This is a genomic window from Promicromonospora sp. NPDC110617, assembly GCF_055598465.1.
On sequence record NZ_JBVKBM010000001.1, the window covers coordinates 1,239,125 to 1,262,333 of the forward strand.

A 23,209-nucleotide genomic window follows, 5' to 3' on the forward strand; every position below is an offset into this window, starting at 1 on the left:
GGTGGCCGGCGGTACGGGTCAGAGGTGCGGCACGGCCTGCGACGCCGTGTAGTACGTCGCGTGCCGGAAGTCCTTGCCGCGCGGGGACTCGAACCACGCGTCCTTCGCGTCGGGGTCCGACGCCGTGATCGCGGCGGCGGGCACCACCCAGATCGAGACCCCCTCGCTGCGGCGGGTGTAGAGGTCGCGGGCGTTGCGCACCGCCAGCTCGGCGTCCGGCGCGTGCAGCGAGCCGGCGTGCACGTGCGAGAGGCCGCGCGCCGAGCGCACGAACACCTCCCACAGGGGCCAGGTCTCCCGGCGGGGTTCCTCGGTCATGACGCCATCCGTTCGCTCGTCGCGGTGCGCTCGGCGTACGCCCGAGCGGCCTCGCGCACCCACGCGCCCTCGGCGTGCGCGGCGCGGCGCTTGGCCAGGCGCAGCGCGTTCGCCTGCCCGTTCCCGTGCAGGACGGCGTGGAACTCGGCCCAGTCGAGCTCGCCGAAGTCGTGGTGGCCGCGGTCCTCGTTCCAGCGCAGGTCGGGGTCGGGCAGCGTGATGCCGAGGATCTCGGCCTGGGGCACGATCATGTCCACGAACCGCTGGCGCAGCTCGTCGTTCGAGAAGCGCTTGACCTTCCAGGCCATGCTCTGCCGCGAGTTGGGCGAGTCGGCGTCGGGCGGGCCGAACATCATCAGGGCCGGCGCGTACCAGCGGTTCACCGACTCCTGCGCCATCGCCCGCTGCTCGTCGGTGCCGTTCATCAGCGCCAGCAGGATCTCGAAGCCCTGCCGCTGGTGGAACGACTCCTCCTTGCAGATGCGCACCATCGCGCGCCCGTACGGGCCGTAGGAGGCGCGGCACAGCGGCACCTGGTTCGCGATGGCGGCGCCGTCCACGAGCCAGCCGATCGAGCCCATGTCGGCCCACGACGGCGCGAGGTAGTTGAAGATCGAGGAGTACTTGGCCTTGCCGGAGTGCAGCGCGTCCAGCATCTCGTCCCGGGTGGTGCCCAGCGTCTCGGCGGCCGAGTAGAGGTAGAGCCCGTGGCCGGCCTCGTCCTGCACCTTGGCCATGAGGATCGCCTTGCGCTTGAGGCTCGGCGCGCGCGTGATCCAGTTGCCTTCCGGCTGCATGCCGATGATCTCGGAGTGCGCGTGCTGCGACATCTGCCGCACCAGCGCCTTCCGGTACGCCGGCGGCATCCAGTCCGTGGGCTCGATCCGCTGGTCGGCGGCGATGAGGGCGTCGAACGCCGCGAGCCGCGCGTCCTCCCGGGGGTCGGCCTCGGGGGAAGCGGTCGTGGCCGGGTCGTGTGCAGGCATGCCGTCTCCTGTGCTGGAGCCCTACTTACCGATCGTTCAGTCAGGCTAGCACCGGGGTGGGGGCGGCGGCAACGCCCTCGGCGTCGGTTAGGTTGGCTCGCATGGATCAGTCCGACGCCGCCCCCGCACCCGCTCGACGGGGCGGGAACGGGCGCGCGGGGCGCGTGGCCTACGACCTGGACGCGGTGCTGGCCGTCGCCGTCCAGGCGTTCAACGAGCGCGGGTACGACGCGACGTCGATGGGCGAGCTGGCCGAGCGCCTCGGGACCAGCAAGTCCGCGATCTACTACCACGTCAGCGGCAAGCAGGAGCTGCTGCGGCTGGCGCTGGAGCGGGCGCTCGGCAACCTCGAGGCGCTGCTCCAGGAGCCGGGCGAGGGGCCGGACCAGGAGCCGGCCGGGCAGCCCGACGCCGCCGCGCCGACCGCGCTCGACCGGCTCGAACGCGTGCTCCGCGGCGCCGTGCGGGTGCTCGTGGAGGAGCTGCCCTTCGTCACGCTCCTGCTGCGCCTGCGCGGCAACACCGACGTCGAGCGCGAGGCGCTCGCGCGGCGCCGCGAGTTCGACCACGCCGTGGCCCGCCTGGTCGAGGAGGCGGTCGCGGACGGCGCCCTCCGGTCGGACGTCGACGCCCGCACCGCCACGCGCCTGCTCTTCGGCATGGTCAACTCGCTGGTCGAGTGGTACCGCCCCGGCGGCGGGCTCACGGCCGACCAGCTCGCCGACGCCGTCGTCGCCATGGCGTTCGAGGGGCTGCGCGCCCAGCCCGGCCGCCGCCCCTGACCGAGCCGCGCTCTTGAACCCGGCCGTCCCGCATGCCATGCTGCACAGAACGAACGGTCAGTAAGTAGCGCGACGACGCTACGCCGGTGCGACCCCCAGGTGATGAGGCCATGGCAGCAGCGTTGCGGCGCGTCGACGACCGCGCGGACCGCCTCCACGTCCGGCTCGACCGGCCCGAGGTGCGCAACGCGATCGACCGGGCGATGGTCGGCGAGCTGCACGAGGTCTGCGCCGAGCTGGAGGCCCGGCCGCGCCTCCTCGTCCTGTCCGGCTCCGAGCGGGTCTTCGCCTCCGGCGCCGACATCGCCGAGCTGCGCGAGCGCGGCCGCGACGACGCGCTCGCCGGGATCAACTCGCGGCTGTTCGAGCGGATCACCCGCCTGCCGATGCCGGTGATCGCCGCCGTCGACGGCTGGGCCCTCGGGGGCGGTGCGGAGCTCGCCTACGCGGCCGACTTCCGGCTCGCCGGCGAGAACGCCCGGTTCGGCAACCCCGAGGTGGGGCTCGGCATCATCGCCGCGGCGGGTGCGTCCTGGCGGCTCAAGGAGCTCGTCGGCGAGACGCTCGCGCTGGAGATCCTGCTCGCCGGCCGCGTGCTCGACGCCTCCGAGGCGCTGGCGGCGGGGCTGGTGAGCGCGGTCCACGCGTCGTCCGACCTGGTCGCCGCGGCCGACGCGCTCGCGGACCGGATCGCCGAGCAGGACCCGACGGCGGTCCGCTACACCAAGCAGGTCTTCCGAGCACCACGCGCGGCGCACCCGGACGTCGACGACCTCGCGCAGTCCGTGCTGTTCGAGTCGCCCGCCAAGCGCGAGCGGATGACCGCGTTCCTGGAACGGAGGAAGCGATGACGCTGCCCCGGAGCATCGGCGTGGTGGGCGGCGGCCGGATGGGCGTCGGGATCGCCCATGCCTTCCTGCTGGCGGGGACCCACGTCGTGGTCGTCGAGCGCGACGGGGAGTCGGCGGCCCGGGCGCGGGCGGGGCTGGAGCGCGCGGTGACCGCCAGCGTGGAGCGGGGCACCACCCCGCGCACCGTCGCCGAGCTGACGGAGCGGGCGCGCGTGACCACCGATGTCGCGGACGTCGGCCCGGCGGGTCTGGTCGTCGAGGCGGTGCCCGAGGACCTCGGGGCCAAGGTCGGGGTCCTGGCGCGCGTCGAACGGGTGCTGTCGCCGGTCGCCTGGCTGGCCAGCAACACGTCGTCGCTCTCGATCGACACCCTGGCGGGGCACCTGGAGCGCCCCGAGCGCTTCGTGGGGCTGCACTTCTTCAACCCGGTTCCCTCGTCGGCGCTCGTGGAGATCGTGCGCGGCCGGGCGACGGTGCCGGCGCTCGTCGAGGAGGCCGGCGCCTGGGTCACCGCGCTCGGCAAGGCCTCGATCGTCGTGTCCGACACCCCGGGCTTCGCGAGCTCCCGCCTGGGCGTGGTGATCGCGCTCGAGGCGATCCGCATGGTCGAGGAGGGCGTCGCCTCGCCCGCCGACATCGACACCGCGATGGTGCGCGGCTACCGGTTCCCCGTCGGGCCGCTGCGCCTGACCGACCTGGTGGGCCTCGACGTGCGGCTCGGCATCGCCGAGCACCTGGAGCGTGAGCTGGGGGAGCGGTTCGCCGTCCCGCGCCTGCTGCGGGCGATGGTCGAGGCGGGCCGGCTGGGCCGCAAGAGCGGCGAGGGGTTCTTCACGTGGGACGAGTGACCTGCAGAGACGTCGGAACGGACGAGAGGAAGACGCCATGACCGCGACGGAGACCCCGGTACGCACCCTCGACAGCTACGTCCTGGGGGCGTGGCAGCGCCCGCCGTCGGACGCCGAGGCCCAGGTCGTGCGGGACGCCTCGACCGGCGAGCCGGTCGCGGCGGTCTCGGGCAGCCCGGTCGACCTGCGGGCCGTCGCCGAGTACGGCCGGACCGTGGGCCAGGACGCGCTCGGCGCGCTCACGTTCCACCAGCGCGCCCTGCTGCTCAAGCGGCTCGCCCAGCACCTCACCGGCGTCAAGGAGGACCTCTACGAGGTGAGCCTGCGCACCGGCGGCACCCGGCGCGACGCCCTGGTCGACATCGACGGCGGCATCGGCGTGCTGTTCACCTACGGGTCGAAGGGCCGCCGGGAGCTGCCCAACGCGCAGCTCCTGGTCGACGGGCCGCCGGAGAACCTGTCCCGCGACGGGTCGTTCGGCGGCCAGCACGTCCGCGTGCGGCGGCAGGGCGTCGCCTTCCAGGTCAACGCCTTCAACTTCCCGGTGTGGGGCATGCTGGAGAAGTTCGCGCCCGCCTTCCTCGCGGGCGTGCCGACGATCGTCAAGCCGGCCTCGGCCACCGCCTACCTCGCCGAGGCCGCGGTGCGGGCGATCGTCGACTCCGGCCTCCTGCCCGACGGCGCGCTGCAGCTCGTCAGCGGGCCGGCCCGCGGGTTCCTCGACGTGCTCGACGTGCGCGACGCCGTGAGCTTCACCGGCTCCGCGTCCACGGCGCGGGTGCTCGCGGTCGACGACGCCGTGATCCGCCGGGGCGTGCTGCTGACCGCGGAGACGGACTCGCTCAACGCGGCGGTGCTCGGCTCGGACGTGGAGCCGGGGAGCCCGGAGTTCACGGCGTTCGTCGCCTCGGTGGTTACCGAGATGACCGTCAAGGCCGGGCAGAAGTGCACGGCGATCCGGCGGGTGATCGTCCCGGCCGACCGCGAGGACGCCGTGATCGAGGCCGTCCGCGACCGGATCGCGCAGCGCGTCGTGGTCGGCGACCCGCGGGCCGACGGCGTCACGATGGGCGCCCTGGCGAGCGCGGGACAGAAGGAGGAGGTGCTGCGCAGCATCCGCGCGCTCGTCGCCGGCGGCGGCCAGATCGTGGTCGGCGACCTCGCGGAGCCCGAGGTGGTGCACGCCGACGGCAGCCGCGGACCCGCGCCTGACGGCGCGTTCGTCGCGCCCCTCCTGCTGCGGTTCGCCGACCCCGCGGCGCCCGCGGTGCACGACGTCGAGGCCTTCGGGCCGGTCGCCTCGGTGATCGGCTACCGCGACCTGGACGACGCCGTCCGGCTGGCCAACCTCGGCGGCGGGTCGCTGGTGGCCACCGTCGCGTCCGCCGACCCCGCCGTGGTGCGGCACCTCGTCACCGGGATCGCGCCGATGCACGGGCGCGTGCTCGTGCTCGACCGGGACGACGCGCGGTCGTCGACGGGCCACGGCTCCCCGGTGCCGCACCTGGTCCACGGCGGCCCGGGCCGCGCGGGCGGCGGCGAGGAGCTCGGCGGCGTCCGCGCCGTGGAGCACTACATGCAGCGGACGGCGGTGCAGGGCACCCCCGCGGCGCTGACCGCCCTGACCGGGCGGTGGCGGGCGGGGGCGCCGTCGCGCACCGACGCGGGCCACCCCTTCCGCCGGTCGCTGGCCGACCTGCGGATCGGCGACGCCGTCGAGTCCGCGCCGCGCGAGGTGACCCTCGACGACATCACGCACTTCGCCGACTTCACCGGCGACACCTTCTACGCCCACACGGACGAGGAGGCCGCGGCGGCCAACCCGTTCTTCCCCGGGCGCGTGGCGCACGGGTACCTGCTCGTGTCGTTCGCGGCCGGGCTGTTCGTCGACCCCGCGCCGGGGCCGGTGCTCGCGAACTACGGCCTGGAGAACCTGCGCTTCCTCACGCCGGTGTCGCCCGGGGACACGATCCGGGTGCGCCTGACGGCCGCCCAGATCACGCCGCGCGAGGACGAGGACTACGGCGAGGTGCGCTGGGACGCCGTGCTCACCAACCAGCGCGACGAGCAGGTGGCCACGTACGACGTGCTGACCCTGGTCGCCAAGGAGGACCACGGCGAGAGTGCCGGGCGGTGACGGTCACGTTCCGCACCTCCCGTCCGTCACCCCTGTGAGAAGCACCGGACGGAAGGGACGGACTGTGATGACCACACGGACGACGATGACCACACGACAGGACGACGAGGCACGGGTCACGGACGAGGCCCGGATCAGGCAGGTGCTCGACGGGATCGTCGACGGGCTGCGCGCCAAGGACCTCGACGCGCTGCGCCGGCTCTACACGGACGACGTCGTATCGTTCGACGTCGAGCCGCCGCTGCAGCACGTCGGCGTCGACGCCAAGCTGGCGAACTGGGCGCGCGTCTTCGCGGTGTTCGCCGAGGTGGGCTACGAGCTCCGCGACCTGGCGCTCGCCGTGGACGGGACCGTCGCGTTCGGGCACGCCTTCGGGCGGCTCAGCGGCACGCTCCAGGACGGGTCCGTGACGGACGGCATGTGGGTGCGGGCCACGTTCGGCCTCCGCAGGGTGGGCGGCACCTGGCTGATCGCGCACGACCAGGTCTCGGTGCCGCTCGACCTGCGCAGCGGCCGGGGGCTGACCGACCTGACGCCCTGACCGGCCCGAACCCTGACCTCAGGCCATCTCGGGGACGTGGAGGTGCGCGAACGCGATCTCCATCTCCTCGAGGTTGTCGACCGTGGCGCCCAGCTCGCTGACCACGCGCTCGCGGATGCGGGCCGTGGCCTCACGGGCGGCCACGACGGCCCCCATGCTGTCGAAGGCGGTCGTGCCGACGGCGCGCCCTGCCGCGCGGTCGACCATGAGGCTGCCGCTGCAGAAGCCGTCCATCTCCTGGAGCTGCGGCAGGATGACCATGCGGTAGAGGTCGATACAGCGGTCGACCATGTCCTGGCCGCCGCTCAGCCAGGTGAGGCGGGCGCAGGCGCCGTCGGGCGTGGCGTGGTCGCGGTGGACGACGGCGGCCTCCCACTCGTGGACGTCGCCCCCGCCGGTGCTCCCCAGCGCCTGCACGGCGCGCTCGCGCAGCGGGCGGACGTCGTCGGCGCTCATCACCATCGCGTCGTGCGACTGCCACGCCGTCGTGGCGATGCACCGCCCGGACTCGTGGTTGACCAGCATCGACATCCCGACGCAACCGTCCATCGCGGTCACGGTCGGGAAGACCTCCTCACGGACGATCCGCAGCCCGTCGTCGATCCCGGCGGGATCTCCCTGGACCTCGGTGGTGCGTACGAACATGACGGACTCTCCCTGTGCTCGGGGCAGCGTCCGGACGGCGCTGCCGTCCATTCCACACTCCGCCGCCGCGTGGCACAGGTCAAGGTCCGCGCGTCTGATTTCGACCGGGGAAGGCTCAGCGCCGGAGCTCGACGGCGCTCAGGCCGGCGAGGCTCAGGATCACGCGGTCGCCGGTGTCCACGACCGTCGCGAGCACCTGGTCGCACCCGGCGCACCGGGCCACCAGCCCGGGGGCGTCGGTGTAGACCATGGCCTCGGCGAGCACGGCCATGTGCCCGCAACCGCCGCAGCGGCCGCGCGCGGCCGTCACGTCGGTCGTGAAGACCTCGGAGAGCGCGCCCGCGAGCACGTTGCCGTCGAGGTGGTGTGTCATCAGAGACCTCCGAAGCGCTCGGTGTGGATGTCCGTCGCGGAGTGGCCCAGCTCCTGCAGCCAGCGGGCCACCGTCTCGACGAAACCCGTCGAGCCGCAGACGTAGACGTGCGGGCGGTCCGCGGCCGGGACCGTCCGGGCGGCGAGGGCCTCCCGCGTGAGCCGCCCGACGGCGTCGGGCCAGCCCGCGGGCGCCGCGCGCGTGTAGACGAGGTCCAGCTCGAAGGCCGGGCCGGCGAGCCCCGCGAGCTCGTCCGCGAACCAGACGTCGTCCGGGGTGCGCACGGAGTACAGCAGGCGGAACGGCGCGGCGTCGGCGGCCGCGCCGTGCGCCGCGGCCATCGCGTACAGCGGCACGACGCCGGAGCCGCCCGCCACGAGCTGGACCGGGCGGTCGCCCGTGCCGGGCCGCCAGACGAAGAAGGCGCCCAGCGGGCCGTGCAGCTCGAGCTGGTCGCCGGGCTGCAGCTCGCGCACCAGGAAGGGCGAGACCTCGCCGTCGGGCAGCTCGTCGACCGCGAGGACCACCTGCCCGGCGGGCGTCGACGCGGCGATCGAGTAGGACCGGCTCGCCTGGTAGCCGTCCGGGGCGGTCAGGCGCACGTCGAGGTGCGCGCCGGCCTCGCTGCCCGGCCAGGTGGGCACGTCCAGCACGAGCCGGGCGGCCGTGGGCGTCTCGTGGCGCGTCTCGACGACGGTCGCGACGTGCCACGCGGGGCGGGGCCGGGACCGGCCCAGGGTCACGGACGGTGCGCTCACCAGTAGCGCTCCTCCTTCCACGGGTCGCCGTAGAGGTGGTAGCCGTACTGCTCCCAGAAGCCCGGGTCGTTGTCCGGCATCATCGTCAGGCCCCGCACCCACTTGGCGCTCTTCCAGAAGTAGAGGTGGGGCACGAGCAGCCGGGCCGGTCCGCCGTGCTCCGGGTCGAGCGGCCCGCCGTCGGCCTCCGTGGCGATCCAGGCCTTGCCGTCGAGCAGGTCCTCCAGGGGCACGTTCGTGGTGTAGCCGCCGTAGGAGTGCGCCATGACGTACTCGTGCTCGGACTCCACGTTCTCGAAGATCTTGTCGAGGCTCACCCCGCGCCAGCCCATGTCGAGCCGGGACCAGTGGGTGACGCAGTGGATGTCCACGGTCACGTCCTCGACCCCGAGCGCGAGGAGCTCGTCCCAGCTCCAGCGGTGGTCGGTGCCGGTCTCGTCCTGGACGGTCAGCTCCCAGTCCGCGGTGTCGACGTGCGGGGTGGGTCCGGCGCTGAGCACGGGCCAGTCCTGGACCAGGGTCTGGCCCGGCGGGAGGCGCGTGTCGGCCTCACGGCGGCGGCCGGAGAATCCACGGGTGACGAAGGACATGCTGGGTCTCCTCCCGGCGACCGTGCCGGGCCTGCCGGGCACGGTTCGATGGTGGGAACAGCGTAGGGCCGGTGTCGTCCGGCGGCGCGCGAACCGGCCCGTTCCAGCGGGTGAGTTCGGGCAGTAGGGTCGCGGCATGACGACCGAGTCGCCGGGCCAGGACGAGCTGGAGCTCTTCGAGAACCTCCGGGGCCGGCTGGAGGCCATCGCCTACCGCCTGCTCGGGTCCGCCGCGGAGGCCGAGGACGCCGCCCAGGAGACCTTCCTACGCTGGGAGGCGGCCGACCGCTCGCAGATCCGCGTGCCGGAGGCCTGGCTCACCCGGGTGCTGACGAACCTGTGCCTGACCCAGCTGAAGTCGGCGCGGGCCCGGCGGGAGGTCTACGTGGGCGAGTGGCTGCCGGAGCCGCTCCTCGGTGGCGACCCGATGCTCGGCCCGGCGGACACGGCGGAGCAGCGCGACTCGGTGTCCACGGCGATGCTCGTGCTGATGGAGCGCCTCACGCCCACCGAGCGGGCCGTCTACGTGCTGCGCGAGGCGTTCGCGTTCTCGCACGCGGAGATCGCCGAGATGCTCGACCTCACCGAGGTCGGCAGCCAGCAGGTGCTCCACCGGGCCAGGCAGCACCTGGCGGGGGAGCGGACCCGCGCGGCGGTCGACCTTGCCGTCGCGCGGCCGGTCGTGGAGGAGTTCCTGGCGGCCGCGACGAGCGGGCAGCTCGAACCCCTGGTCAAGCTGCTGACGGCCGACGTCGTCGGGGTGGGCGACGGTGGCGGCAAGGTCGCGGCGCGCGCGACGGCGGTGCTCGGGGCCACGGCCGTGGCCAAGTTCCTGCGCGGCCTGTTCCGCCCGGCCGAGGCCAAGCGCGCGATGCTGGGCGGCAGCCCCGACGTCTACGCGTGGACGGCCAACGGCCTCCCGGCGCTGGTCGTCGTGGTGGGCGACCGGCTGGTGGGCGTGATGACGCTGGAGGCGACCGCCGACGGGATCACCGCCGTGCTCAGCCAGGTCAACCCCGACAAGCTCGGCCGGGCCGGCCGCCAGTGGGCGGCCACGGAGCACGGGGAGCCGCTGATCCGGAGCTGGTGAGGCCGGGCCGGGGAGGCCGGGCCGACCCCTGTGAGCGGCGTCACAGGGGTGAGGTGTCAGGGATCGCCGGGCCGTCCGGTTCAGGAGGCACAACGTCCCACCGACACGAGCTGAGGGATCCCATGAAGCACCGCATCGTCATCCTCGGGGCCGGGTACGCCGGAGCCTCCGCCGCCGGCCGGCTGGCCCGCCGGCTGCACCGCGACGACGTCGAGCTCACCCTGGTCAACGCCGAGCCGGACTTCGTCGAGCGGGTGCGCCTGCACCAGGTGGCCACGGGCCAGGACCTGCGTCCCCGGCCGCTGCGCGACCTCCTCGCCGGCACGGGCGTGCGCCTGCGGGTGGCCCGCGTGTCCGCCGTCGACGTCGACCGCCGGACCGTCTCCCTGACCGGGGCGGACGGCGCGGAGCAGCTCGCCTACGACACGCTCGTCTACGCCCTGGGCAGCTCGGCCGCCGACCACGGTGTGCCGGGCGTCGCCGAGCACGCCCACGAGCTGGCGAGCCGGCCGGGCGCGCTCCGCCTGCGCGAGCGGCTGGCGGGCCTCGCCCCCGGGGGTCGCGTGGTCGTGGTCGGCGGCGGCCTGACCGGCATCGAGGCCGTCACCGAGATCGCCGAGGCCCGCGCCGACCTCGACGTGGCCCTCGCTGTCCGCGGCGGGCTCGGCGACTGGCTCTCCGCGGCCGGGCAGCGGCACCTGCGTGCCGTCCTCGACCGGCTGGGCGTCACGGTCCATGAGCACGCCGACGTCACGGGCGTGGACGCCACCGCCGTCGAGACCCGCGACACCACGATCCCGGCGGACGTCGCCGTGTGGGCCACCGGGTTCGGCGTGCACCCGATCGCCGCCGCGACGAGCCTGCGGGTCGGTGCGGACGGGCGGATCGTGGTCGACGGGACCATGCGCTCCGTCTCCCATCCCGACGTCTACGCCACGGGCGACGCCGCACTGGCGCACGGCCCCGTCGACAACGTGCTGCGCATGTCGTGCGCCTCCGGCATCCCGATGGCCTGGCAGGCCGCCGACTCGATCGCGGCGCGCCTGACCGGGGGCAGGCTCCCGCACACGCCGCTCGGGTACGTGCACCAGTGCATCAGCCTGGGCCGGCGCGACGCCGTCATCCAGCTCGTCACGCCCGACGACCAGGCCAAGGACGCCGCTCCCGGCGGCCGCCTCGCCGCCCGGTACAAGGAGCTGGTCTGCGCCGGGGCGGCCTGGATGGTCGCCCACCCGGTCCCGTACCCGGCCCGCCGGCGCCGGGTCACGACGCCGTCCGGTGCGGACCGCGAGCGGGTGAATGTCGCCGAGCTGCCCGCCGTGAAGGGCTAAGGTCTCCGGAAAAACGAGCGGGCGGGTCCGCCCGCCGCCGAGGCAAGGGTGACTTGGCGCGATCACCCGTGCCAAGGAGGCAAGCCATGATCTCGGACGACGTGCGCCGGTCGCTGGACGTCGCGACTCCCCCCACGGTCCGCGTGCTCGACCACCTCGTGGGGCGCGACGCCGTGCCGGAGGCGGGGATCGCCGCGGCGGTGGGCCTCGACGCCGCGGACGTCCGCGCCGCGCTGACCGCGCTCGACGCGGACGGGCTCGTGGTGCGGGTCCCCGCGCCGGGCCGGTCCCGGTCCCGGCACTGGTCGGCCCTGCCGCCGCGCTCGGTGCTCACCACCCTGCTCGCCCGGCGCCGCCTGGAGATCGCCGTCTGGGAGCTGCACGCCGACCACCTCGAGAAGGCCTACCAGGAGGCCACCGGCCAGGCGGGGGACACGGCGCTCGTGGACGTCGTGGTCGGGGCGGAACAGGTCGGCGCGCTGTACTGGCACCTCATGGCGACCGCCACGCACGAGGTGCTGCACCTCGCCCGGCCGCCGTACCTGCAGCCCACCCCCGAGCTGCTCGACGAGGTGGACCGGCCCACGATGAGCCCCACGGTGGAGCTGCGCAGCGTGTACGAGAGCGCCACGTTCATCGACCCCGTCTCGCTGGGGACCGCGCTCGGCGGGCAGGCGACCGGCGCCGGCCTGCGCCTGTCGCCGCAGGTCCCGCTCAAGCTCGTCGTCGTGGACCAGAAGATCGCCATGCTGCCCGCCGCCGGCGACGACGCCGGCAGGGCCTCGCTCGTGGTGCACGCCCCCGCGCTGGTGGGCGCGCTGACCGACCTCTTCGAGCGGGTCTGGGACGCGGCGATGCCGCAGTCCATGTGGTCCGGGCCGGACGGCATGGCGCCCGACGGCGAGACGGACCCCGGGACGGACCCGGCCGCCACCTGGTCGCCGCTGCCCCGGGTGCGGCTGGAGCAGCGCACGCGGTCCATCCTCGACCTCATGGCCGGCGGGCTCACTGACGAGGCGATCGCGCGCACGCTCGACATCAGCCGGCGGACGGTCCAGGCCGAGGTCACGGCGCTCGCGGAGAAGCTGGGGGCGCGCACCCGGTTCCAGATCGGGCTGTTCGCCGCCGAGCAGGGCCTGCTCGCCCGGACGCGCGCGTAACGGCTCCCACCGAAGCCCAGACCCGGTACGTCGCTGCGGCATCCGGGCTGCTCATCTGCGCAGGTGCGCAATCTTCTCCTTGTCCGGTATGTCGTCGGTCAGCACAGTTGTCTCGTCCGACGGGCGCGAGGGTGCGACCGGTACCAGATCAGTCCGGCCCGAGAGGGTCGTAGGAGAAGCCCATGCGTATCCAGAGACCCCACCGTGCGGTCGCCGTGCTGGCGGCGGCCGCCCTGCTCGGGGCAGCGGTTCCCGCCGCCCACGCGGCACCCGCCGCGGTGCCGGCCGGCGCGACTGCCGAGCTGCCGGCTACGGCCACCCCGCTGTCCGAGACGGACACGCCCGCCCTGGTCGAGGGGCTCGACGACCCCGTCGACGCCGCCCTCGCCCCGGCCGCCGCCGCGCGGACCCACCTCGAGGGCCACCGTTCCCGCTACGGGATCGCCGACCCCGACGCCACGCTGGTCACCGCCGACGTGCAGCGCGAGGGCACCCGCGAGACCGTCCGGCTGGACCAGCGGTACAAGAAGCTGCCCGTGCTGGGCGGCCAGTACGTGGTCCGCATGGAGAAGCAGGGCGGCGAGCGGACCGTCACCGGCACCTCGGGCTCCTACTTCACCGAGCTCGACGTCGACACGACGGCGCAGACCCTGCCCGCGGCCACGGCCGTCGAGCGGGCCGTCGAGGGGATCGGCAAGAGCCTGACCGGCGGCGCGGCCGTCGTGGCGGGCGGGGTGCGGCCCGGCACGGCGCCGTCGGCGGCCACGCCGGACCTCATCGGTACCGACCAGGGCCTCGCGGTCGTCCCGTCGGGCGCCGGCATCCTGGCCCGGCACGTGCTGGTGCGCGGTACCGCACCGGTCACGGGCGAGCCGGTGCTCACCGACGTGTACGTCGACGCCGCCTCGGGCGCCGTGCTGCTCAGCTCCAGCCGGCTGCGCACGCTCGCCGCGCCGCAGCAGGTGGCGGCCCTGGGGGCCGGCCAGGAGGTGGCCGGCGCGCCCACGACCGACGGCGTCGAGCCGCCGGCGTCCGGCACCGGCGTGACGCCGGTGACCGGCACGGGCACCAAGGCCGACGGCACCACCGTCGACGTCGGGCTGCAGCGGGTGGACGCCACGGGCACCTACCTGACGACGGACCTGTCGCACACGCTGGCCGACGGCCGGACCGTGCCCATCACCACCTGGGACGCGACCCGCAACGACTACTACGACACCGCGGGCCAGTGGCCGGAGGGCATCGCGCCCTTCGCGTCGCCGTCGAGCACGCTGGGCACCGACCTGACGGACCTCGGCGCCGTCGACGCGCACTGGGCGGCGGCCCAGGTGTTCGAGTACTACAAGGTGGAGCACGGGCGCGACAGCCTGGACGACGCCGGCATGGCGCTCGACTCCTTCGTGGGCATCACCTACGGCGGCAACCCGTTCGTGAACGCGTTCTGGGACGGCACCAAGATGGTCTACGGGACCGGCGACTCGGAGTACAAGTCGCTCGCCGCCGACCTCGACGTCGTCGGCCACGAGATGACGCACGGCGTGGTGGAGCACACCGCGGGCTTCCTCTACAGCGGGCAGCAGGGCGCGCTGAACGAGGCGATCGCCGACTACTTCGGCAACGCGATCGACGTCGACGTGTCCGGGATCCCCATGAGCGACCCGGAGGCCAGCCTCCTGGGCGGCGACCTGTGCCGCACCACGGCCCCGGTCGACTGCGCGCTGCGGGACCTCGACGACGGCATGACGACGGCGGACTTCAACCACCTCATCGACACCGACGCGCGCTTCGACTACGGCGGTGTGCACCTGAACTCGACCATCGTCTCCGGCGCGCTGTGGGACGTCCGCGAGGCGCTGGGCGGCGAGCTGGCCGACAAGATCGTCTACCGGGCGCTGACCGAGTACCTCACGCCGCTGTCCGACTTCGTGGACGGCCGCGAGGCCGTGGTCGCCGCCGCGCGGTCGTACGGGCTCAAGGGCAAGCAGCTCAAGGTCGTCGAGCGGGCGTTCGACTCACGCGGCGTCACCGAGGCCTGGGAGAAGAGCCTGCCGGGCAGGGGCACGTCGCTGCTGCTGGACCGGCTGGACACCGGGCTGTACACCGACATGCAGCCCTCGACCGGCGGCGACTGGTGGGCCGTGGCGCGGTCCAGCGCGGACGGCACCGAGCCGACGTCGATCTGGGTGGGCCGGACCGACGGCCGGGGCGAGCCCCGGCGCGTCTCCGCGGCCGACGGGCGGATCAACAGCTTCGCCCAGACCGACGGCAAGCGGGTGGTGTGGCTGTCCATGGCGGCCGACTACACGGACTTCCGGATCATGTCCGCGCCGCTGACCGGCGGGCGGGCCACGACTCTGTACACCACGACGGGCCGCGTGACCGGGCTGGGCATGGACGGCGACGTCGTCTCCTGGTCGGAGTGGGACGCCGAGACCTGGATCGACGAGGTGCACTACCTCACGGGCCGGTCGAGCACGGTCCACAGCGTGGAGCACGACTGGGTGGGCCCAGCGACCGCGCCGACCGTCCGGGCGGGCCGCATCGCCTACGTCCGCTACGAGGTGTTCCAGCACGACGACGGGAGCTGGGACTGGGCGCTCGGCGTCGAGGTGTTCGACACCCGCACCGGCCGGACCGTCCTGGCCGGCCTGGACAACGGGGCCGAGACCGTCAGCTACCCCGCGCTCACCACGAAGGGCGCCTACTGGGTGGCGGACCGCGACCCGGGCTACACCGAGCAGGGCGCCTGGCACAACTCGGTGCGGGCGTACTCGTTCCGCACGGGAGAGAGCGAGATCCTGTTCGACGAGAACTCCTCGACCGCCAAGCGGGCGTGGGTGCTGACGGCGTCCGACACGACGCTGACGGTCACCGAGGACGCCTCGAAGGAGGCGTGGCAGTCCGCCACGATGCCCACGGACGCGCTCATGCCGCGCCTGAAGCAGTACACGCTGGACGGCCGTTCCGTGGGCGACGCCTCGTGCAGCCCGGGCGCGCAGATGTTCGCCGCGGCGGGCGAGGGCCGCACGGTGGTCTTCAAGTCCACGGCGACGTCGGTGACCGGCCTCGCGGTCGCGTCGGGCGCGAAGCGCTGCTGACCTGACGGGCTGACCTGACAGGTGCTGACCGGTCCGGCGTTCGCCGGGCCGGTCAGCGTCTACGCTGGGCGCCATGGACGACAGGCCAGTCATCCTGCTGGCGGGCGGCGACCACGCCGACGTCGTCGAGCAGGAGTTCCGCGCCCGGTATGACCGCGACTACCGGATCGAGCTGACCGACGGCGTGGCCGCGTGCCTGGACCGGGCGCGCGCGCTCGTCGGCGACGGCGAGCAGGTCGCGATGGTCGCCGCCGAGCACCACCTGGCCGACGGCACCGCGATCGAGCTGCTGCACCAGCTCCCCTCCGTCGTCGCCACCGCGCGGCGCGTGTCGCTGGTCCCGTTCGAGTACTTCAACGACAGCCTGGACGAGCTGCGGGACGCGATGACGCGCCGCGACCTCGACACGTACGTCATCCTTCCGCGCGGGCCGCGCGACGAGGAGTTCCACACCGCGCTGATCGAGCTGCTCTCCGAGTGGGGCTGGTCGGTGGGGCGGCCCGTCGTGACGGTGACGGACCTGGTGGCCGAGCCCGGCGACCGCAACGCGGCCGCCATCCGGGACCTCCTGGAGCGGCTGGGCTTCCCGTACCGCTCCCTCGCGCCGGACGACGCGGAGGCGGAGGCGATCCTGGAGGCCGCCGGCCCGGGCGCCGAGCTGCCCGTGGTCAGCACGTTCCGGGGCCAGGCGCTGGCCGCGGCGACCCCGGCGGCCGTCACCGAGGCGATCTACGGCGGCTTCGACTCGATCCCCGACGGCGTGATCGCCGACGTCGCGATCGTCGGCGCCGGCCCCGCGGGCCTGGCCACGGCCGTCTACGCGGCGTCCGAGGGGCTGGCCACGGTCGTGCTCGAACGGGACGCGATCGGCGGCCAGGCGGGGTCGAGCTCGATGATCCGCAACTACCTCGGCTTCCCGCGCGGCATCTCGGGCATGCGGCTCGCGCAGCGGTCCCGCATCCAGGCCAGCCGGTTCGGCGCGCGCTTCTTCACGGGGCGTCCCGCGGCCCGGATCGAGCCGGGGCCGCCGAACGAGCCGGAGCACCAGCACGTGCACGTCCGCGGCGCGCAGCTCTGCGCCCGGACCGTGGTGCTCGCGACCGGGGTGAGCTACCGGCGCCTGGGCGTGCCGGGGGTCGAGGACCTCGTGGGCGCGGGCGTGTACTACGGCGCGGCCACGTCGATGGCGCGCGAGCTGCAGGACCGCGACGTCTACGTGGTCGGGGGCGGCAACTCCGCGGGCCAGGCCGCCGTCCACCTCGCCAAGTTCGCGGGCGGGGTGACCATCCTGGTCCGCCGCGCGAGCCTCGCCGAGACCATGTCGGACTACCTGGTCCGCGAGATCGAGGCGACGCCGACCATCCAGGTGCGCACGCGCACCGTCGTGGCCGACGGCGGCGGTGAGGGCTGGCTGCAGTGGCTGCGACTGGAGGACCTGGACACGGGTGAGTCCACCAAGACCTCCGCCGACGGGCTGTTCTGCCTGCTGGGCGCCGAGCCGGACTGCACGTGGCTGCCCGACGGCGTGGCGCTCGACGAGCGCGGGTTCGTGCTGACCGGCCGGGACGTGCCGCGCGAGGCCTGGGTCGACGGCCAGCCGCCGGCGAGCCTGGAGACCACGGTGCCCGGCGTCTTCGCGGTCGGCGACGTGCGCGCCGGGTCCATGAAGCGGGTCGCCTCGGCGAGCGGCGAGGGCGCCTCGGTGCTCCCGCTGGTGCACGCCCACCTGGCGCGGCTGCGGGCTCGGGAGTTCGGCGCCTGACTCCTCCCGGAACCCGATGCGTGCGCATCGTTCCTCGCGCGGTGAGACCGGTTGTCTCATAACGTGTCGAGCGTGAAGCGCACTGCAGGGGGCTTGGGCGCGCTCGCGACGGTGGTTCTGGTCGCGATCAGCGCTGTCATTCCGACGATGTCGGCGTCGGCGGAGACCACCGCCGGATGGGCCGAGTGGGACCCGTTGACCGGCTCGGCCGGCGACTGGTCGACGAGCGTCCGGCTCCCGGCCGCGGGCTTCCCGGAGGCGACCGTGACCTCCGACTCACGCGGCGGCGTCGGCGTCATCTCCGGGGCGTCGTCCTGGCTGAGCGCGGCCACGCCGCCCGGCACGGCCTACGGGTCGAGCCGGGACCAGCAGTACCTCAACCTGCGCCCGCAGGCCGACCGGCCCACGTCGCCGTCGGCCACGACCTACACGTTCGAGCGCCCGACCCCGGCGAGCGGCTGGGCGTTCGTGCTCGGCGACATCGACGCGGACCGCGCGGTCGTCACCGCGCTGGGTGCCGACGGCCGGCAGCTCGCCGGCGCCGAGCTGGGCTTCCAGGACGGCTTCAACTACTGCCCGGTCCCCGGGGGACCGTCGTGCACGGGCGACCCGGCCGACGTGCCGGCGTGGGACCCGGCCACCGGCGAGCTGATCGGCAACCCGGCCGCCACCGACACCTCGGGCGCCGCGGGCTGGTTCCAGCCGACGACGCCGATCAAGACCCTGACGGTCGAGTTCTTCCAGCGCAGCGGGTTCCCCGTGTACCAGACGTGGTTCGCGTCCCTGGCGCGGGACATCTCCGGCACGGTCAACCTGGTCGACGACACCGGCGCGCCCCAGGGCGTGCTGGCCGGCGCGACCCTCACGCTGTTCGGCCCGGACGGCGCCGAGCTCGCCACGACCACCTCGGACGAGAGCGGCCAGTACGCGTTCCCCGGGTACACGGCCGCGGCGGGGTACGGCGTGGAGCTGACCACCCTGCCGGAGGCCGACGACGAGCATCCGTTCGGCCTCGTGCCGTACGGCGACCGGCTGGTCACGGACGTGGACCTCACCGACGCGGACGCCACCGGCGTCGACCTCGCCGCGCGCGACGTCGTCCCCGTCGCCGTGAGCGGCACGGTCCTGACCGACGACGGCACGCCCGTGCCGGGCGCGAGGGTCACCCTCACGCCGGTCGGCGGCGGCGCGCCACTCACGGCCGTGACCAGCTCCACGGGCGAGTACCTGATCGACCATGTCGGCTGGGACGCCGCGAACGACCGGCCGCAGCAGTACACGTTCACGCTGAGCGACGTGCCCGAGGGATTCACCGTCGCGACCGTGCCCGACGACGTCACGGTCGAGGTCGGCCAGGAGGAGGCCAGCACGGGCAACGACTTCGTCGTGACGGCTCCGGCGTCGCTCTCCGGCACGGTGACCGTCGGCGGCGAGCCCGTCGCGGGGGTCGTCGTGACGCGGGAGGGTCCGGACGGGACGGTCAGCACGACGACGGGCGCCGACGGCACCTACCTCTTCGAGGGCGTGCCGGCGGGCGACCACACCGTGCGTGTCACCGTGCCCGACGGGTACCGGGCCGACGGCCCCGACAGCCGGGACGTCACGGTCGGCGCGGACGACGTGGCCGGCGTCGACTTCGGCCTGTCCCACCCGGGGGCGGTCGGCGGCACCGTGACCGACGACGCGGGGGAGCCCGTGGCCGGCGCGACCGTCACGGTGACCGGCCCGGACGGCCCCGTCACGCTGGTCACGGACGACGTGGGCGGGTACTTCGTCGGCGACCTGCCGCCGGGCGACTACACGATCGCCCTCACCGTGCCGGACGGCTACACCGCCGACGTCACCGAGCGGTCCGTCACCCTGACCCGAGCCGGCGAGGACCTGCTCCAGGAGGACTTCGCGCTGGTCGCCGAGTCCGCCGAGCCGCAGGAGCAGCCGGTGGGCGGCACGGTCATTCATGCCGAGGGCGCGCCCGTGCCGGACACCACGGTGACGGTGACGGACGCCGACGGCGCGCGGGCCGGCACCGCGACCACGGACTCCGACGGCGCCTGGCGTACCGAGCTGCCCCCGGGCTCGTACACCGCCGTCGTGCACCCCGGGGACGGGTACGTGGTGGACGGCGAGGACAGCATCACCTTCGAGGTCGCGGACGAGGAGGTCACGGGGCTCGACTTCGTGCTGACGAACGCCGCGCAGGCGCCGAGCCCGGCGCCCGGCACCGACCCGTCGGCGGACCCGGACCCGGACCCGGCCGAGCCGGGTGACCTGGCCGCGACCGGCGCGACCGTCGGCTCGGTGGCGCTGGCCGCCGGGGTGCTGGTGGCCGTGGGCGTCGCCATGGTCCGGGGGTCACGCCGCCGGAGCTGAGCCTTGCGGCGTCCACCGCCCGCCCTCTAGTGTGCACATGTCATACATGTTCCCTGCATGGCACACGACGAGGGAGTCTCTCGATGGCGAGAAGGATCCACCCGGGCGCGCGGCTGCGCACGATCGCCGCCGGCCTGGCGCTCACGACGGTGGCGGCGGTCGGCGCCGGCGCCCCGGCGTCGGCGCTGCCGCCGCCGTCCGCCCACGACCAGCTGGTCGTGTACGTCGCCCCCACGGGCGACGACACGAACCCGGGCACGAAGCAGGCCCCGTTCCGCACGATCGCCGCCGCGCGCGACGCGCTGGCGGGGCGTACCTCGGAGCGGCACCGCGGCACGGTCAACCTCCGCGGCGGCGAGTACGTGCTGGACGACACCGTCGCGCTGAGCGGCGCCGCGCACTCGTGGGTCACCTACACCGCGTACCGCGGCGAGGAGGTGACGATCACGGGCACGCACGAGCTGCCCGCCGACGGCTGGCAGCGGCTCGACGAGCTCGGCGCGGACGAGCTGACGCAGCCGCAGTACACGGCGAACACCCGGCTGGACACCCAGGCGCTGCGCGACGGCGTCTGGGTCTACGACCTGGGCGCGCAGGGGATCGACCCCGGCACGCTGTACAAGAACGGCTTCAACTGGGTGCAGCAGCCGTTCGCGCCCGAGCTCGTGGTCGACGGCGCCACCCAGACGCTCGCGGAGTACCCGAACGGGAACGCCTGCGAGACCAAGGACACCGCGTGCCACCTGTGGGGCACCGGGAGCAAGTGGGGCGCGCCCGGGCCGCAGGACCTGATGAACGTGGACCTGCTCGGCCGGTTCGGCGCCCAGGGTGCCTGGGAGCGCAGCGGGACCACGCCGCGCGGCCAGTTCGAGGACAAGAAGCAGACCCTGGCCGACCCGGACGAGCGCGGCTCGTGGTCGTCAGAGCGGATGCGCACCATGACGCCGTCGATCTTCACGGTCGGCGGCCGGGCCGCCGAGGGCGACCGCTACCAGCGCTGGGCGCCGCAGGCCGAGCCGGTGGTGGACGACCTCGGCGGCCGCGGGCTGGGTGAGTACGCCGACGTGCCGGTGCAGCTCGACCCGCGGTGGATCGAGGACGTCGACAGCTCGCGGTACGAGACCGAGGCGTGGCTGTCGGGCTACCTCGGCAACAACTACGCCAACGACATGGTCCGGCTCCTGTCCTGGAACGACGACCGGCTCTACGCCAAGTACCCCTCGATGTACATCCCGCAGGACGAGTGGACCAAGGTCAAGGTGGTCAACGTGCTGTCCGAGATGGACGCGGCCGGGGAGTACTACATCGACCGGTACGACGGCCACGACGTGCTCTACTACCGGCCTGACGGCGGCACCGTCGAGGGCAAGGACATCTCCCTGATGTCCTTCGACAAGAACTTCTTCCACCTGGAGGGCACCACCGGCGTCACGCTGCGCGGGCTCGGCATGACCGGCTCGCTCGTCAGCGGTGTGCAGCTCCTGGACGCCGTCGGCACGCTGATCGACGACGTCGAGATCTCGAACGTGAGCATGGACGCCGTCCGGATCGGCCGGCCCGCCGACACCATCACCGCGATGCCCGACTACCAGACCTTCCAGGGCGGCCGCGACAACGTGGTGCAGGGCTCGTACCTGCACGACCTGGGTGGGGGCGGCGTGCTGCTCGGTGGCGGCGACCGCAGCACCCTGGAACGCGGCGACAACGTGGCGCGGCACAACGAGATCGCGCGGTTCTCCAAGCTCGCCACGTACACGCCGGCCGGGTACCTGTACGGTGTCGGCAATACATTCGAGCACAACTACGTGCACGACGCCCCGCACATGGCCGTGCAGATCATGGGCAACGACATGCGGGTCAACCACAACCACTTCTACGACCTGGTGAAGAACGCGGGCGACCAGGGTGTGGTCTACACGGGGCGCGACTACACGTTCCTCGGCAACGAGGTGGCGTACAACCACTTCGAGAAGATCGGCGGCTCGAACGACGCGTTCTACATGGACGACGGCGCGTCCGGCATGCGGTTCCACCACAACGTGGTGCAGGGCGCGCACTCCGGCGTGTTCTTCCAGTCGGGGCACAGCAACTCCGCGAACGACAACGTCTTCATCGACGTCGACCGCACCGGCCACGACATGATGTATCACCAGAAGGGCGAGAAGTCGCTGCCGGTGTCCAACGCCTGGGTGGTGCACAGCCGGTTCAACACGTTCCTCGATGTCCGGCCGGGCGAGAAGTACAGCGCGACGCCGGAGACGGTGGCGACCTGGCGCGAGCACTACACGAGCGGCGAGCACACCTACTCGGACGGCACCCCGATCGTGTACCCGGAGATCGCCGACTGGTACGTGCCCCGGGTCACCGCGACCGGGCTGGCCTGCACGGCGGCCGACTACGCGACCGACGCCGCGAACGGGTGCGACCGCGCCACGGTGTGGAACAGCGCGAACTCGCTGTACGCGCCCGCGCGGATCGAGCTCGACCACTCCGTCGTGATCGGCGGCGGCGACTACGCGGCCGGCTCGGCGAGCTTCTCGGCCCCGGCTGAGACGTACGACCTGTCGAGGTGGAGCGCCAAGGTCGGCACGAACGTCGTCCGCCCGGCATCGCTCGAGGACGCAGGCCTGGACCCGGAAACCCTCCGCTTCTCGACCACGGGTGCGGTGGCCAAGGCCTTCGGCGAACCCTGGGTCACGGAGTGGAACCGCCTCCACCCCACCCCCTGATTGTTGAGTGCTGGGTATTTGTGGGGTGGAACCGGTTCCACAGCACAAATACCCAGCACTCAACGAGGCGGGCGGGGCGGGCGGGTCAGTCTGTGGGGCGGCGGCGGGCCCAGCTGCCCGTGATGTGGTCGTGCATCGCGGCCGACGCCGCCTCGGCGTCGCCCGTCAGCAGCGCGTCCAGGATGTGCGTGTGCTGCTGGTGCGTCAGCTCGATGTCCTCGCGCGTGGGGTGCCCGCTGTACTGGGGCGTGTGCAGGGCCTTGCCCTGGATGTTCGACACGATCGCCCGGCCGAAGGCGTCCTGCGAGGCGCGGTGGATCAGCTCGTGGAACTCGACGTCGGCCGCCGCGTAGGCGGTCGGGTCGTCCATCAGGCCCGCGAGCTCCTCAGCCTTCGCCGTGAGCGCCGCGCGCTGCGCGGCGTCCAGCCGGCTCGCGGCCCGCGCCGCCATGGCGCACTCCAGGGTGGCGCGCACCTCGACGAGGTTGTCCAGGTAGACCAGCCGGTCCTCGCGCTGGAACAGCGCGTCGAGGACCATCGGGTCCAGCAGGCTCCACTGCTCCTGGTCGAGCACGACGGTGCCCCAGCCCTGGCGCGTGGCGACGAGCCCCTTCTCGGCCAGGGTGGTGGTCGCCTCGCGGATCACCGTGCGGCTGACCTCGTACTGCTCGCACAGCACGCCGGCCGGCGGCAGTGCGGAGCCGGGCGCGTAGTCGCCGACGACGATCGCCGTGACCAGGCTCTTGACGACAGCCGCGGCGAGCGGGGGCCGGTGCCGTTGGGGGCGGGGTACGGCTGCGCCGGCCGCGGGTGTCGAGTTCACCAGAGAGAGCGTAGTCG

Annotated in this window: 19 protein-coding genes; 12 read left to right on the plus strand and 7 right to left on the minus strand. The window is 73.8% G+C overall.

Going from position 1 to position 23,209, the window contains the following annotated elements; genetic code table 11:
• Positions 1 to 18 precede the first annotated feature (18 nt).
• Positions 19 to 318, minus strand: a complete 300-nt coding sequence (gene paaB, locus ACZ7LE_RS05325) for a 1,2-phenylacetyl-CoA epoxidase subunit PaaB (RefSeq protein ID WP_285103358.1) — start codon at positions 316 to 318, stop codon at positions 19 to 21.
• Entirely contained in the window at positions 315 to 1,304 is a 990-nt protein-coding gene (gene paaA / locus ACZ7LE_RS05330) for a 1,2-phenylacetyl-CoA epoxidase subunit PaaA (RefSeq protein ID WP_470402276.1), read from the minus strand. Before paaA ends, paaB begins: the two co-directional genes overlap by 4 nt.
• Positions 1,305 to 1,405: 101 nt before the next feature.
• On the opposite strand from paaA, the gene ACZ7LE_RS05335 reads away from it, so the two are divergent.
• The 5 genes from ACZ7LE_RS05335 to ACZ7LE_RS05355 all read left to right on the plus strand — a co-directional run bounded on the left by ACZ7LE_RS05335 (position 1,406) and on the right by ACZ7LE_RS05355 (position 6,463).
• On the plus strand, positions 1,406 to 2,086 hold the full coding sequence (locus ACZ7LE_RS05335) for a TetR family transcriptional regulator (RefSeq protein ID WP_470402277.1): 681 nt from the start codon (positions 1,406 to 1,408) through the stop codon (positions 2,084 to 2,086).
• Between the two features lie 110 nt (positions 2,087 to 2,196).
• Entirely contained in the window at positions 2,197 to 2,937 is a 741-nt protein-coding gene (locus tag ACZ7LE_RS05340) for an enoyl-CoA hydratase/isomerase family protein (protein WP_470402278.1), read from the plus strand.
• The gene (locus ACZ7LE_RS05345; RefSeq protein ID WP_470402279.1) at positions 2,934 to 3,785 is read left to right on the plus strand and encodes a 3-hydroxyacyl-CoA dehydrogenase family protein; all 852 of its coding nucleotides are present in this window, start codon (positions 2,934 to 2,936) and stop codon (positions 3,783 to 3,785) included. The genes ACZ7LE_RS05340 and ACZ7LE_RS05345 overlap by 4 nt, the downstream gene beginning before the upstream one ends.
• A gap of 37 nt (positions 3,786 to 3,822) precedes the next feature.
• On the plus strand, positions 3,823 to 5,922 hold the full coding sequence (paaZ, locus tag ACZ7LE_RS05350; RefSeq protein ID WP_470402280.1) for a phenylacetic acid degradation bifunctional protein PaaZ: 2,100 nt from the start codon (positions 3,823 to 3,825) through the stop codon (positions 5,920 to 5,922).
• An 85-nt stretch (positions 5,923 to 6,007) separates the two neighbouring features.
• Complete coding sequence (locus ACZ7LE_RS05355) at positions 6,008 to 6,463, plus strand: YybH family protein (protein WP_470402281.1); 456 nt, start codon at positions 6,008 to 6,010, stop codon at positions 6,461 to 6,463.
• An 18-nt stretch (positions 6,464 to 6,481) separates the two neighbouring features.
• On the opposite strand, the gene ACZ7LE_RS05360 is transcribed toward ACZ7LE_RS05355, so the two are convergent.
• The 4 genes from ACZ7LE_RS05360 to ACZ7LE_RS05375 form a co-directional block, all read right to left on the minus strand.
• A complete protein-coding gene (locus tag ACZ7LE_RS05360; protein WP_470402282.1) occupies positions 6,482 to 7,108 on the minus strand; it encodes a hypothetical protein in 627 nt (208 codons plus the stop codon).
• Positions 7,109 to 7,223: 115 nt separating this feature from the next.
• Entirely contained in the window at positions 7,224 to 7,481 is a 258-nt protein-coding gene (locus tag ACZ7LE_RS05365; RefSeq protein WP_470402283.1) for a DUF6510 family protein, read from the minus strand.
• Positions 7,481 to 8,239: an FAD-binding oxidoreductase gene (locus tag ACZ7LE_RS05370; protein ID WP_470402284.1), complete on the minus strand. Its 759-nt coding sequence runs from the start codon at positions 8,237 to 8,239 to the stop codon at positions 7,481 to 7,483. Before ACZ7LE_RS05370 ends, ACZ7LE_RS05365 begins: the two co-directional genes overlap by 1 nt.
• The gene (locus tag ACZ7LE_RS05375; protein WP_470402285.1) at positions 8,236 to 8,829 is read right to left on the minus strand and encodes a sulfite oxidase-like oxidoreductase; all 594 of its coding nucleotides are present in this window, start codon (positions 8,827 to 8,829) and stop codon (positions 8,236 to 8,238) included. The genes ACZ7LE_RS05370 and ACZ7LE_RS05375 overlap by 4 nt, the downstream gene beginning before the upstream one ends.
• A 136-nt stretch (positions 8,830 to 8,965) precedes the next feature.
• Here ACZ7LE_RS05375 and sigJ point away from each other — a divergent pair, with 136 nt between their 5' ends.
• The 7 genes from sigJ to ACZ7LE_RS05410 all read left to right on the plus strand — a co-directional run bounded on the left by sigJ (position 8,966) and on the right by ACZ7LE_RS05410 (position 22,369).
• Positions 8,966 to 9,919: an RNA polymerase sigma factor SigJ gene (gene sigJ, locus ACZ7LE_RS05380; RefSeq protein WP_470402286.1), complete on the plus strand. Its 954-nt coding sequence runs from the start codon at positions 8,966 to 8,968 to the stop codon at positions 9,917 to 9,919.
• 122 nt (positions 9,920 to 10,041) lie between these two features.
• Positions 10,042 to 11,250, plus strand: coding sequence for an NAD(P)/FAD-dependent oxidoreductase (locus ACZ7LE_RS05385; RefSeq protein ID WP_470402287.1), 1,209 nt, complete (start codon positions 10,042 to 10,044; stop codon positions 11,248 to 11,250).
• 86 nt (positions 11,251 to 11,336) lie between these two features.
• Positions 11,337 to 12,410: a LuxR C-terminal-related transcriptional regulator gene (locus tag ACZ7LE_RS05390; RefSeq protein WP_470402288.1), complete on the plus strand. Its 1,074-nt coding sequence runs from the start codon at positions 11,337 to 11,339 to the stop codon at positions 12,408 to 12,410.
• A 182-nt stretch (positions 12,411 to 12,592) separates the two neighbouring features.
• Positions 12,593 to 15,508 carry a M4 family metallopeptidase gene (locus ACZ7LE_RS05395; RefSeq protein ID WP_470402289.1) on the plus strand — a complete coding sequence of 972 codons (2,916 nt, stop codon included), beginning with the start codon at positions 12,593 to 12,595 and terminating at the stop codon, positions 15,506 to 15,508.
• 73 nt (positions 15,509 to 15,581) lie between these two features.
• Positions 15,582 to 17,270 carry an NAD(P)/FAD-dependent oxidoreductase gene (locus ACZ7LE_RS05400; RefSeq protein ID WP_470402290.1) on the plus strand — a complete coding sequence of 563 codons (1,689 nt, stop codon included), beginning with the start codon at positions 15,582 to 15,584 and terminating at the stop codon, positions 17,268 to 17,270.
• A 72-nt stretch (positions 17,271 to 17,342) separates the two neighbouring features.
• Positions 17,343 to 19,640 (plus strand): MSCRAMM family protein, encoded by a 2,298-nt coding sequence (locus ACZ7LE_RS05405; protein ID WP_470402291.1) that lies wholly within the window; start codon positions 17,343 to 17,345, stop codon positions 19,638 to 19,640.
• Between the two features lie 83 nt (positions 19,641 to 19,723).
• Positions 19,724 to 22,369, plus strand: a complete 2,646-nt coding sequence (locus tag ACZ7LE_RS05410) for a right-handed parallel beta-helix repeat-containing protein (RefSeq protein ID WP_470402292.1) — start codon at positions 19,724 to 19,726, stop codon at positions 22,367 to 22,369.
• A gap of 85 nt (positions 22,370 to 22,454) precedes the next feature.
• On the opposite strand, the gene ACZ7LE_RS05415 is transcribed toward ACZ7LE_RS05410, so the two are convergent.
• Entirely contained in the window at positions 22,455 to 23,192 is a 738-nt protein-coding gene (locus tag ACZ7LE_RS05415; RefSeq protein ID WP_470402293.1) for a FadR/GntR family transcriptional regulator, read from the minus strand.
• Between the last annotated feature and the right edge of the window lie 17 nt (positions 23,193 to 23,209).

What these genes read in the sequence shown, in the direction of transcription:
- ACZ7LE_RS05385 (WP_470402287.1), top strand. Translation starts at nt 10,042, where the DNA reads ATGAAGCACCGCATCGTCATCCTCGGGGCCGGGTACGCCGGAGCCTCC.
- ACZ7LE_RS05365 (WP_470402283.1), bottom strand. Translation starts at nt 7,481, where the DNA reads ATGACACACCACCTCGACGGCAACGTGCTCGCGGGCGCGCTCTCCGAG.
- ACZ7LE_RS05355 (WP_470402281.1), top strand. Translation starts at nt 6,008, where the DNA reads ATGACCACACGACAGGACGACGAGGCACGGGTCACGGACGAGGCCCGG.
- paaA (WP_470402276.1), bottom strand. Translation starts at nt 1,304, where the DNA reads ATGCCTGCACACGACCCGGCCACGACCGCTTCCCCCGAGGCCGACCCC.
- ACZ7LE_RS05335 (WP_470402277.1), top strand. Translation starts at nt 1,406, where the DNA reads ATGGATCAGTCCGACGCCGCCCCCGCACCCGCTCGACGGGGCGGGAAC.
- ACZ7LE_RS05395 (WP_470402289.1), top strand. Translation starts at nt 12,593, where the DNA reads ATGCGTATCCAGAGACCCCACCGTGCGGTCGCCGTGCTGGCGGCGGCC.
- ACZ7LE_RS05360 (WP_470402282.1), bottom strand. Translation starts at nt 7,108, where the DNA reads ATGTTCGTACGCACCACCGAGGTCCAGGGAGATCCCGCCGGGATCGAC.
- ACZ7LE_RS05400 (WP_470402290.1), top strand. Translation starts at nt 15,582, where the DNA reads ATGGACGACAGGCCAGTCATCCTGCTGGCGGGCGGCGACCACGCCGAC.
- paaB (WP_285103358.1), bottom strand. Translation starts at nt 318, where the DNA reads ATGACCGAGGAACCCCGCCGGGAGACCTGGCCCCTGTGGGAGGTGTTC.
- sigJ (WP_470402286.1), top strand. Translation starts at nt 8,966, where the DNA reads ATGACGACCGAGTCGCCGGGCCAGGACGAGCTGGAGCTCTTCGAGAAC.
- ACZ7LE_RS05410 (WP_470402292.1), top strand. Translation starts at nt 19,724, where the DNA reads ATGGCGAGAAGGATCCACCCGGGCGCGCGGCTGCGCACGATCGCCGCC.
- ACZ7LE_RS05340 (WP_470402278.1), top strand. Translation starts at nt 2,197, where the DNA reads ATGGCAGCAGCGTTGCGGCGCGTCGACGACCGCGCGGACCGCCTCCAC.
- ACZ7LE_RS05390 (WP_470402288.1), top strand. Translation starts at nt 11,337, where the DNA reads ATGATCTCGGACGACGTGCGCCGGTCGCTGGACGTCGCGACTCCCCCC.
- paaZ (WP_470402280.1), top strand. Translation starts at nt 3,823, where the DNA reads ATGACCGCGACGGAGACCCCGGTACGCACCCTCGACAGCTACGTCCTG.
- ACZ7LE_RS05345 (WP_470402279.1), top strand. Translation starts at nt 2,934, where the DNA reads ATGACGCTGCCCCGGAGCATCGGCGTGGTGGGCGGCGGCCGGATGGGC.
- ACZ7LE_RS05375 (WP_470402285.1), bottom strand. Translation starts at nt 8,829, where the DNA reads ATGTCCTTCGTCACCCGTGGATTCTCCGGCCGCCGCCGTGAGGCCGAC.